At 40.4% G+C, this 11,461-nt stretch carries 12 protein-coding genes; 4 read left to right on the top strand and 8 right to left on the bottom strand.

Features of this window, described 5'->3' with window-relative positions; all coding sequences use genetic code 11:
* Positions 1–135 precede the first annotated feature (135 nt).
* The 4 genes from J7E66_RS26615 to J7E66_RS26630 all read left to right on the top strand — a co-directional run bounded on the left by J7E66_RS26615 (position 136) and on the right by J7E66_RS26630 (position 2,699).
* Positions 136–861 (top strand): ABC transporter ATP-binding protein, encoded by a 726-nt coding sequence (locus J7E66_RS26615; protein ID WP_215005677.1) that lies wholly within the window; start codon positions 136–138, stop codon positions 859–861.
* Positions 858–1,916: an ABC transporter permease gene (locus J7E66_RS26620; RefSeq protein ID WP_215005680.1), complete on the top strand. Its 1,059-nt coding sequence runs from the start codon at positions 858–860 to the stop codon at positions 1,914–1,916. The genes J7E66_RS26615 and J7E66_RS26620 overlap by 4 nt, the downstream gene beginning before the upstream one ends.
* Positions 1,917–2,054: 138 nt before the next feature.
* Positions 2,055–2,330 (top strand): ferritin-like domain-containing protein, encoded by a 276-nt coding sequence (locus tag J7E66_RS26625; protein ID WP_215005683.1) that lies wholly within the window; start codon positions 2,055–2,057, stop codon positions 2,328–2,330.
* Between the two features lie 39 nt (positions 2,331–2,369).
* The gene (locus tag J7E66_RS26630) at positions 2,370–2,699 is read left to right on the top strand and encodes a spore coat protein (RefSeq protein WP_215005732.1); all 330 of its coding nucleotides are present in this window, start codon (positions 2,370–2,372) and stop codon (positions 2,697–2,699) included.
* Positions 2,700–2,793: 94 nt separating this feature from the next.
* On the opposite strand, the gene J7E66_RS26635 is transcribed toward J7E66_RS26630, so the two are convergent.
* The 8 genes from J7E66_RS26635 to J7E66_RS26670 all read right to left on the bottom strand — a co-directional run bounded on the left by J7E66_RS26635 (position 2,794) and on the right by J7E66_RS26670 (position 11,172).
* Entirely contained in the window at positions 2,794–3,390 is a 597-nt protein-coding gene (locus J7E66_RS26635; RefSeq protein ID WP_215005685.1) for an NADPH-dependent FMN reductase, read from the bottom strand.
* Positions 3,391–3,685: 295 nt separating this feature from the next.
* Complete coding sequence (locus J7E66_RS26640; RefSeq protein ID WP_215005688.1) at positions 3,686–4,879, bottom strand: PDZ domain-containing protein; 1,194 nt, start codon at positions 4,877–4,879, stop codon at positions 3,686–3,688.
* Positions 4,880–5,048: 169 nt separating this feature from the next.
* On the bottom strand, positions 5,049–6,503 hold the full coding sequence (locus J7E66_RS26645; RefSeq protein WP_215005691.1) for a S41 family peptidase: 1,455 nt from the start codon (positions 6,501–6,503) through the stop codon (positions 5,049–5,051).
* A gap of 151 nt (positions 6,504–6,654) precedes the next feature.
* On the bottom strand, positions 6,655–7,941 hold the full coding sequence (locus J7E66_RS26650) for a murein hydrolase activator EnvC family protein (protein WP_215005693.1): 1,287 nt from the start codon (positions 7,939–7,941) through the stop codon (positions 6,655–6,657).
* Positions 7,942–8,139: 198 nt separating this feature from the next.
* The gene (gene ftsX / locus J7E66_RS26655; protein WP_215005697.1) at positions 8,140–9,033 is read right to left on the bottom strand and encodes a permease-like cell division protein FtsX; all 894 of its coding nucleotides are present in this window, start codon (positions 9,031–9,033) and stop codon (positions 8,140–8,142) included.
* Positions 9,023–9,709: a cell division ATP-binding protein FtsE gene (gene ftsE, locus J7E66_RS26660; RefSeq protein WP_215005701.1), complete on the bottom strand. Its 687-nt coding sequence runs from the start codon at positions 9,707–9,709 to the stop codon at positions 9,023–9,025. The genes ftsX and ftsE overlap by 11 nt, the downstream gene beginning before the upstream one ends.
* 250 nt (positions 9,710–9,959) lie before the next feature.
* Positions 9,960–10,292, bottom strand: coding sequence for a cytochrome c551 (gene cccB, locus J7E66_RS26665; RefSeq protein WP_215005704.1), 333 nt, complete (start codon positions 10,290–10,292; stop codon positions 9,960–9,962).
* 52 nt (positions 10,293–10,344) lie between these two features.
* The gene (locus J7E66_RS26670) at positions 10,345–11,172 is read right to left on the bottom strand and encodes a YitT family protein (protein WP_374103890.1); all 828 of its coding nucleotides are present in this window, start codon (positions 11,170–11,172) and stop codon (positions 10,345–10,347) included.
* Between the last annotated feature and the right edge of the window lie 289 nt (positions 11,173–11,461).

Below are 11,461 nucleotides of genomic sequence, written 5' to 3' on the forward strand. Positions count from 1 at the left end.
TTTCAAAAGTAAATGAACACTTTGTTAACTAGTGGACCATAATCAACACATTGTTGTTTTTTGTTTATTGATTATCTTTCACTGAGTTGTAAAATAAAATCATAACCGCGTCAACAATCCTAGGGGGAATGATTGATGGATTCAACCATAAAAGTAGAAGAAGTCAGCAAAAGCTTTGGAAAAAAAACCGTTTTAAATGACGTCAACTTAAAGATCAAGAAAGGGCAATTATTTGGGTTGATTGGACCTTCAGGGGCCGGGAAAACCACCCTTGTCAAAATGATTGTTGGCATGGATAAGGCGGATACCGGATCGATTCATGTATTAGATAAGAAAATGCCAAATCTTGCTTTACTTCAGGAAATTGGTTATATGGCCCAAGCAGACGCCTTGTATGGCGAATTAACAGGTGAAGAAAATCTTAAGTTTTTCGCTTCGCTATTTGGGTTAAATAAAGAAGCACAGAAAAAGCGAATCACTTATGTTTCCAACTTAGTAAACCTGACAGACGACTTAAAGAAACGGGTAGCTGCTTATTCTGGGGGGATGAAACGGCGCTTATCCCTAGCGATTGCCTTAATTCAGGACCCTAAAATATTAATCTTAGATGAACCAACTGTCGGCATTGATCCCGAATTAAAGTTATCGATTTGGAAAGAATTCTTACGTTTGAAAAATGAAGAGCAAAAAACAATCATTGTCACCACTCATGTTATGGATGAAGCGGTGAAATGCGATTATGTTGCTATGGTCCGCGACGGCCGCATTTTAACGAGTGGAACGCCAGCAGAATTAAAGGTGTTCTACGGGACAGACGATTTTGATGAGGTATTCTTGAAGGCAGGGGTGAAACAATCATGAGAGTTCTTGCGCTAATTAAAAGAATTTGTCAGCAGATGTTTCGGGACAAACGCACCTTAGCCTTGTTATTTGTGGCACCACTACTAATTCTGACCTTGATGTACTTTTTATTCAATGGCAACACCGTCGATCCTAAATTAGGTGTCACGGGCGTTAATAGTGGGTTAACAACCGCCTTTAAAAAGGCAGACATTAACCTTAAAGTATACAAGTCAGTAACAAACCAGACCATTCTAAATGACGACCTTGACGGACTGCTGCAGCAGGAAAATGGAAAAATAAAGCTGATACTTCGGAATGACGATCCTACAAAAGCAAAAGCGCTGCAAATGCAGGTAAATCAAGTAATCTCGGCACAGTTCCAAGCACAGATTATGATGCAAAGCTCCGGAAAAGCGCCTGCGATGACACCGAAAAGTATCGATATAAACTACGTTTATGGTGACTCAGACACTGTCTTTTTTGATGTGTTAAGTCCGATCTTAGTTGGTTTCTTTGTCTTCTTTTTCGTCTTTATTATTTCAGGAATCGGATTATTACGCGAGCGGACAACGGGTACATTGGAACGGCTGATGTCTACTCCAATTCGGAGATGGGAGATCGTTACCGCCTATTTGGTTGGCTATGGAATATTCGCAGTGATTCAAACAATGATCGTTGTTTTCTATGCTATCAATGTATTAGATATCGTCCTTGTCGGGTCGATATGGAATGTGCTCCTCATTAATTTAGTCTTAGCTTTGGTGGCACTCTCGCTTGGAATCTTGTTATCGACCTTCGCAGCCTCAGAATTCCAAATGATTCAATTTATCCCGATTGCAGTCATACCACAAATATTTTTTGCAGGAATTTTCCCGCTTGAAGGGATGGCCGATTGGTTACAGGCAGTTGCGAAGGTAGTGCCAATGTATTACGCAGGTGACGCATTAAAAGGTGTGATGTATAAAGGGTTTAGTTTGAGTGATATAAGCGGGGACCTTCTTGCCTTAGTGATCTTCGCCGCTATTTTCATTGTTTTGAATATCTTTTCATTGAAAAAATATCGATCCTTATAATCAGGTGACAGCCAAAGGAAGCACATCCTTTGGTTTTTTTATGTAAAAAAAGTGTCTCCCTAGAAGGTTTCAGAATAACGGATGAGCCGTTTGTTCATTCTAAACAATGAAGTATAAATCTAATTAAAGGAGACCATCATGGATCAAACACAAACACAAATACCTATTCCGAATCCGCCGCGCGCGATTACAACGAAAGACTTAATGTATTTAAAAGATGCGTTATCGTGGGAGCTTCTAGCGTTTAAAAAGTTCCACTCCCTAGCACAAAACGCTGAAAATCCAACCTTCAAACAGGCGCTTGATAAGGCTGGGAGGATGCACCAGGATCATTTTAGTCGATTGCTTCCTCACCTGCAAGTGAACAATAATCAAGCAATGGCGAACATACCAATTCCTTCACAGGTCAACTAAACACCATTATGAGGAGGTACAACCGTGCAAAACCAACAAGTGCAAAACAATAATCAAATCGCTAATCCGCAAACCGGACAATTGCCAAAAGTTAAAGGGCCTAATATGAATGACCGTGACTACTTGAATGATGGGCTCAGTACTTGTAAATATTTAACGGATAGCTTGAACATTGCCGTTCGTGAAGCTAGTCATGAACAACTTCATGCTGATATCTTACAAATTTTAAACGAGACGCACCAAAGCTGCCGCGAGTTGTATACCTTGATGTTCCAAAATGGCTGGTACAAACTTGAAGGCGAGGAACAACAAAAGCTTGACCAGGCCTATCAACAATTTAGCAATTATTCAACCCAATTTCCTTATTAACGCAACCTGGCATCCTTGATTCAAGGTTCATCTCTATTCAACTGTTTTCAAAATACAATAAAGGGGGATGAGTCATCATCCCCCCTCCTTGTTATTATCGAATTGTTTTTAATGCTCCACTCCAACTATTCACTTCGTCAAGCATAGCATTTACATTTGTAAGGTGTAATTCAGCTGGCTTGAATACACTGCCGTTTTCAAAGTCTGTAAATAACGACAAGGTTGGATGTGTACGAACATCTGCCACTTTCAATTCGCCTAGAATTCCACGTAAATGTTCAGCCGCACGAGCTCCGCCTGTTGAACCATAGCTTACGATTCCAGCAGCTTTGTCATTCCATGCTTCACGTGCAAAATCAAGGGCATTTTTTAATGCACCAGTGATGCTGTGGTTATATTCTTGAACAATGAATACAAAGCCATCTAAGTTAGCAAGTTTTCCATTCCATTCAGCGATACCAGGTTCTGAACCGTCAGTTGTACCTAAGAATGGTAAATTGAAGTCCGCGATATCAACGATTTCATAGTTTGCATCGCCGCGTTTGTCGGCAATCCCTTTCACCCATTCCCCTACTTGTGGGCTTACTCGTCCTTGACGTGTGCTACCTAAAATAATACCAATGTTTAATTTTGTCATTGTTTTTTCCTCCTTTGTTGTTGAATCACCAAATAGTCTACCTAAAAAACCCAACTTCAACACCACCTATAAAAATTTTTTATCTAAAGAGTTACGTAGTGTTCATGAATAAACAAAACACTTTTTGGCAGGACATAATCCTACTCAAAATTACAGTGTAATCTTGAATTGGAATATTATTAATTAATATATCTCTAATTCAAAGTAATTTTATAATATAAAATGCATCTTGTCAACGAAATAATCTTATTTGTTTTTTACACAATTAGATTACCCAATAAAGAACATAAAAAAACACTTAGCAATTTTTGGCTAAGTGGCTTTTTGAATATGGTGTCAGGCACCATCGTTATCCTATTTTCTCATCATACTTGCGCTCATCCTGAACAAAGAGGATGCCCAGTTCGTGGTGGTCACCTTCGTATAGGGCACGTTGGAGGAAGCGGATCTCTCCATTGGTATCAAGGACCTCTAGCTTGCAGTGCGCACGATTTTTTTGCAGGGCTTCGTAGAACACCTTTTCATCACGAACCAACAGTCCATTTGCTTTTGAGATGATTTCACCAACCTGCAGACCCATTTTACTTGCAGGGGACTCAGGGATGACTCCAATAATCATCAGGCCTTGATTTTTTTTTGAAAAATAAAACGGGAGATTATCATCTTTCATCATTGTCATTAATGTAATCAATTCACGGCCAAGGACAGCCAGAGCCGCTACCACGATCGAACTGAGCGGCAACCAATAGCCTGCGACAGAAAGTAATGTAACGAAAACCCCAAGGGCGATTACTCGGCGTCCATGAAGCTCAATGGCAACTTTGGGCAGCATCCCTTTGACTTTCTGGTGAAAGCCAATTGCAAATGGCACCAGAATTAGTGAGTACTCATGTGATCCCAGATGAAAGACTGGCCACCAATCGAATGGAAGTTGCAGTGCATTACCTGGTATAAGTAAGAACAACGGAAGCATCCAGAGGCGCTTTCCTTCATGCAACCCTACGTTTTGACCGCGTTTGCTTTTGGCAAGTTTAGGTGAGGTCCCCTTTCCGCCATTTTTAAAAATTAGGATTCCTTCTGCAATTAACATCATTCCTAGCACAACGACAACAGAAGGATAAACCTTGTCACCCAGTGCTTGAAACGACTTCGTAAAGAGCGGGATCGACCAACTATTCTCAGCAATCAATATAATCGCGAAAAAGGCAGCCCCAATTGTATATGCAGGTGATATCCATCGAACATTTGTTGTCAGTGACCACAAAAACGTAAAGACAGCAATCAGTAGAATTGTTGCAAATGGAACGGCGATGCCTGCCGCAACAACAATAATAGAAAGAACCAGTCCGATCAGAACTCCCTGCGGAAATAACTGGCGGAGTTCAAAATAGGCATCATGTGCCCGAATATGAAAGTTTTTTCGCTCACGCTTCACTCTTGTAACACCTAAAATCCCTGTTAGGAAAACAAGATAGTATAAAACAGGATGAAGAAATAACTTGCCTGTCCCTTTTAGAAGTTCCGCAAGCCATGTTTCCACCATTTCCTGCCACCTGCCTCTATTAATTCTAGTAATTTATCATAAAAAAATCTCTTAAAGATTATTTTACCAAATTAGAACCATAAAACATATTACTAGTTTTTAGAAAATGGCAAAAATGTTGTAACAGTTACTACCCAAAAAGAAAAACAGAGGCTAAAGCCCCTGTTTACTATTTGGTAATTAATCTCAATGCCGTTTGCAGCTGGAGATCGTTTTTTTCTTTTTTCATTTCAACAATCGCAGCTTCTTCAAGTTTGGCAGCTGTTTTGGGGCCGATTTTTCCTGTCGGCTTCATGTTAACATGAAGTTGAAAGCCTTTTACGGCCATGGTCGTTTCCTTGCTGAAGTATCCATCCGTCCGACCTGGGGCAAATCCTAAACCAGCCAACACTTCTTGAGCATTCTTAACCTGCTCATTGTTCATATCCTCTTCCAGTGTCTCTTCCACTTGAATGGGATGGGTGGCGAATATGGCCGGTTGCTTAACGGCCACATCTGGTTGGATTCCCTTTTTGTGGATCCAATTTCCATCTGGGGTCAGCCATTTAAATAACGTTAACTTGATATTGCTGCCATCCCCCATTGGGACAGCTTGTTGAACCGTGCCTTTTCCAAACGTTGTTTCTCCGATGAGCTGGTAACCTGCCGCCTCTTGCAGTGAACCTGCGAGAATTTCCGATGCGGAGGCACTGCCTTTGTTAACAAGGACAAGCACTGGATAATCCTTTTTCTTCGATAGCGTCGAGAAGTAACGTTTTTTCTTACCGTTTCGCTGTTGGATTTGGACATACGGCTTATCCTTTGGTACAAATTCTTTTAAAATCTCACCAACACTATCCAGAAGGCCGCCAGGGTTTCCACGTACATCAATAATTAACCCTTTAATATCATCGTTTTCGAGGGACGATAATTCCTTTTCAAAATCAGCAGCCGTATCTTCAGAGAAGGAGGTTAATTCAATATAGCCAACCTTTTTGCCATCCTGCTTCTTAATGGAAGCATGTACGGTCTCAAGTGGAATTTCATCACGTGTGACATCAATGGCTAGTGGATCTTTTAACCCTTTTCTCGCAATCATTAATTGAACCCTTGTGCCTTTTTTGCCGCGGATTTTTAGCGTTGCTTTATTCAAGTCAAGTCCTTCCACACTTTTTCCATTCACCTTTAATATTTGATCATTCGGCTTGATGCCTGCTTTTTCAGCGGGGGAATTTTTGAAAGGTGAGACAATCACAATTTTCCCATCGACCATTCCAACTTCGGCTCCAATCCCTTCGAATGAGGATTCCAAAGTTTGTGTGAATTGTTTGGCTGTTTCCTTGTCCATATAGACGGAATACGGATCCTTTAAGACTGAAAGCATCCCTTGGATCGCACCCTCTACTAATTTATCCTGATCCACTTTTTCAACATACCTGCTTAAAATAAGGTCATAGGCCTGCTCTACTTTTTCAAGATCAGCTGTATTTTCTTCGGAAATTATTTGATTATCATTTGGTGATTGCGCTAACTGAAGCTTCTTGTTTCCGATTTTATGATCTATTAACTGCATTCCTGCATATGTGCCCCCCGCTCCTGTCAGAAGCGAACCCGTCATCAACAGGGCAATCCATCTACGATTCATCCCAATCCTCCTCGAGTTAAAAATGCGTGTCCTATCTATTTTTATAACAAGGCTCCAAATTCCTGCCCGATTATTAACTTATATGTTAGGAGTGGACGAGTTATGATTGAATAAAAAAATGGAAGAAGTAAGAACTTCTCCCATTCCATTATTATAGCGGTACAATGCCCGATGGATTGATTGCCGCATGATATTGCCAACGCCCTTTGTATAGTTCAAAGTGTAAGTGCTGACCTCTGGAATCACCCGTGTTACCCATAACACCAATTTGTTGTCCTTTTTTCACGGTTGCACCTGCTCCCACCAAACTTCTTCTCATATGTGCGTAAACGGTGGTATACGTTTGACCATTGATGTTATGCAAAATATACACTACGTTTCCATAACTTGATGAGTAATGCGAAACATATACTTCCCCATCTGCAGCAGCGACTATTGGTACATTATCGCCCGGTTTTGCGATGTCAAAACCATAGTGGAATGATCCACCACGGGCTCCAAAGGTCGAAGTAATGACCCCAGGTGCTGGTCTTGTGAAACTACCACTTGACACCTTTGGTGCAGAAGATGATGCACTGCTTCCACTTGAAGTAGAAGAGGTCCCGCTGCTTCCACTTTTAGATTGATTACTTTTAGCTTGAGCCGCTTCCCTTGCCTGACGCTCTCGCTCATTTTGGATTGACCTTTTAATGGCTGCCTCTTGAGCCGCAAGGATTTGCTCTCTCTCCTGCATATCCAGCATACCTTCATGTGCTTCTTCTTCCTGATCTTTCAGGCTAGCTAATAGTTTTTCTTTTTCTTTCTTTTGTGCACTTAATTGCTGGTTCATATTTTTTAAGTCTACAAGCATCTTCTGGAGGCTAGCAAGGTTCGTTTCTACTCGCGTTTGTTTCTCGAGAAGTTCCTTTTTGTCGGCCTCATGCTGTTCTAAAATATCCTGGTCCGCCTGCACGATGGTTGCTACTGCGTTTGCACGATCAATGAAATCATTAAAGCTTGTGGATCCCATTATCACATCCAAATAACTAACCATTCCACCATTCTCTTGGTAACTGCGGGCCCGTTCCTTCAAAAGCACATTACGCTTTTGAATTCGCTCCTTGATGACTTTTGTTTCAGCTTGGAGTTTAGCCACTTCGGCCTTCGTATTTTTAATCTTCTCAGTTTTATCATTTATTTTGTCAGTTGTATCATCAATCGCAAAGTCAAGGCGTTTCTTTTCACTCTTTACATCTGCCTGCTGACTTTGTAATGTTTTAATCTTATCGTTTGCTGAATTTATATCGGCTTTTATATTGGAACGCTGGTCCTGAATTTTAGTTTGTTCACCTTTCAATCCGGAAATCGATTCGGCTTCTGTTTTAACTGTTACTCCGCCAAAAATTGTTCCCAGCCCGACCGTCGTTGCAACGGCAATAGTAATTACTGATTTCTTCATTTCCGATTTTTCCTCCCATTATCTCTATGTACAGGTTGAATCGTTCTTTATCTTTGTGTGAACGAATGTTGTTGTGTACGAAACTTTTGATGGTTCTCATGCTTTTATTCTAGTAATCTTATCGTTCATAATAAATCAGGAAGGACATGAAGACTGCCCTTCCTGATCTAATCAAATGCACTGCTCTCGCTTATCTAGTTAAACCTTTAAGAATTTTCTTACGGACATCAAACTGCCCCAAACGCCGATTAATGCGCCCATTAAAATCAAAATGCCAGAAACCTGATAGACAAACGGATCAAACGGCAAGATTTTGATAAAAGTCCCCTCTAGCTTAGGGCCAATGTAATCATAGGCACGATAATAGGCAATCGCAATCAGGATAATGGGCAGAATGGACCCAAGAAAACCGAGCCACAATCCTTCCAAAAAGAACGGCCAGCGAATAAACGTATTCGTTGCTCCTACTAATCTCATAATCTTAATTTCTCTACGTCTTGCAATAATCGTAATTTTAATCGTATTAGAGATTAAGAAAATGGCAGTAAAGAATAAGCCGATAATTAAAACAACTCCGACGTTGCGGCTCGCTTTAATAAACTTAAATAATTTTTCTACCTTGCCTTGGCCATACTTTACCTTGGCAACATAATTGGATTGTTTGATTTGATTAGCAACTTCCATCGTATCTGTTGGTTTTTTCGTTTTTACGATAAATACATCGTTTAAAGGATTATCTTGTTCAAAAAGTTTAAAGGATTTTCCTTCCTCACCAAGACTGCTTACTAAATTATCTAGTTCATTCTTTTTAGAAGAGAAAGTCACACTTTTTACTTCAGGCATTCTTTCAATCTCAGTTTTTAAGGTTTGCTGATCTTTTGGGGTTGCAGCAACATCGATGTGAACGCGAATTTGCACATCATCTTCAATGGTTTGTGCTACTCTGTTAAGATTCATCATAATAACGAAAAAGACTCCAACTAAAATCAAGGTAACGGTAACAGCACTAACGGATGCAAAAGTCATCCAGCCATTTCTGCTAATATTTTTAAAACTATCTCGAGCGTGACGGCCAATTGTTCTAATTTTCATAACCGTATTCACCTCTTTCATCATCTCGTACTATTTTTCCGCCTTCAATGGCAATAACACGATGCTGCAATGCATTAACAATCTCCCGGTTATGTGTTGCCATAACAATAGTGGTTCCTCGTGCATTAATTTCTTCAAAAATCTTCATAATTTCCCATGATGTTTCCGGGTCAAGGTTTCCAGTCGGCTCATCCGCAATGACCACTTTCGGTGAATTGACAATCGAGCGGGCAATAGAAACACGCTGTTGCTCACCACCAGAAAGCTCTGTTGGCAGCATTTTTGTCTTATGCTTTAAATTTACAAGATCGAGAACTTCCATCACTCTTTTTTTAATGACTTTCGGCTGCGCTTCAATAACTTCTAAGGCAAAAGCTACATTTTCATAGACTGTTAACCGTGGTAACAGCTTGAAATCCTGAAAGACAACGCCAAGATTCCGGCGGAAAATGGGTACCTTTTTCATCTTTAATTTTGCGAGGTTGACACCATTCATTGTGATGGTCCCTGAAGTCGGAACTTCCTCACGATACATCATTTTAATGAATGTCGATTTTCCAGCTCCACTTGGTCCAACGACATAGACAAATTCGCCCTGGTTTATCCGGACGTCTATTCCATTTATGGCGGAAACCCCATTCGGGTACTTTTTATATACATCTTGTAGTTCTATCATTTTTATCACCTTTATTTAAAGACTTCTCGAATGGCGATTCGACAATAATCTTTATTTATTTGCAAAATGGACTAGGATAACAAAAAATATGTGCATAATTTCGCATATTCCTATTATAACATCATAAATTGCTAAAAAAAGCGGCAAAAATATTACAGTTTCTTTTCAAAGAATTACAAAACCCGACAAAGTTTGCGTTTTAGGCAAAAAAAAACGCTCTATCTTTTCAAATAGAACGTTTTTGTAACTTTTATTTTTTAGCTGCTAGCCATTCAGCAACTTGATTCGCGTCATCGCCGCTAACAACGTTTGCCGGCATTTGACCTTTACCATTTTTTATAATACCTAAAATGTCGTCCTTAGAGTACTTTGAGCCAACCTTTGTTAAGTTTGGTCCCATACCACCCGTAAGATCACCGCCATGACAGCCAGAACATTTTTGGTCGAAAATCTTTGCTCCAGCATCACTGGTAACAGTGTCCGTTCCCTTGTCCGTTCCCTTGTCGTCATTGCCGCCTCCGCAGGCTGCAAGTCCCATAACTAATGCTGTTCCCATTAACAATGTAAGTAGCTTCTTCTTCATTACCTGGATCCCCTCCTGAAAATATTACCATCAATGCACTATTATACCAATCCTATTCCCGTTTGAAACCCTCTCCCAATACTTCTGCGGCATCCATAACAACTACAAACGCAGATGGATCAAGGGCTTTGACCAATTGTTTCAATTTTGTGAACTCCGTTTGGTCCACAACACACATCAGAACTGGCCTTTCATGGTCCGTAAAACCACCATATGCTGATAGTTTTGTCACACCACGGTCAATTTTATTCAAAATTCCTGCACGAACTTCTTCTTGTTTACTTGTAATGATCATCGCCATTTTTGATCTTCCAAAGCCAACCTGAACAAGGTCAATCGTTTTGCTTGTCACATAAAGGGCTATCAATGCATACAATCCCTTCTCGATATCAAACACGATGGCAGCAGTGAGCACGATTAATCCATCGATTAGGACCACACAACGCCCCAGTGTAAAACCTGTATATTTATTAATAATCTGCGCGGCGAGGTCGGTCCCGCCGGTGGATGCCTTCCCCCTAAAAACAATGCCCAGACCAAGCCCCACGCCTATTCCCCCAAACAAAGCCCCGAGTAGAGCATCATTGGTCCATGGCTCTAAATTTTTGGTAAAAAAAACAATGAACGGTAAAAAAATCGTTCCCACTAGCGTTTTGACGCCAAATTGTTTCCCTAAAAACACGATACCAGCAATGAACAAGGGTATATTAAATGCCCACTGTACATAGGCTGGTTCCCACCCCAGCACCGTTTTTAGAATCGTGCTGATACCGCTAACTCCACCAGAAGCCACTTGGTTCGGGAGTAGGAAAACGTTAAATGTCAGACCAATAATCGCCGCTCCAATCAGAACAAATAGATAATCTATCGCAATTCTCATTTTTGGATAGGTCAGTGTAAGATTACTTAAAATATTCATAAATCTATTCTCCTCAAAATTCATTCTTTAACCGAAGGCTATGTTAATGGTCATTGTTAATTTTGTACCACTGTTGATTGGAGCTGAAGGCGCGAGACTCCTGCGGGATTACGGTGAGGGCACTGAAAAAGTCCCTTGTTTTATAGCAGTTGTAGGTTGATTTTATTAACTCTTCAACTGCTTTTTATTTTATAATTGTGGTAATAAAACATTTTAGGTGGTATACAAATGATTTCCTTTCAAGATTCAT

This window comes from Bacillus sp. ISL-7 (assembly GCF_018613065.1).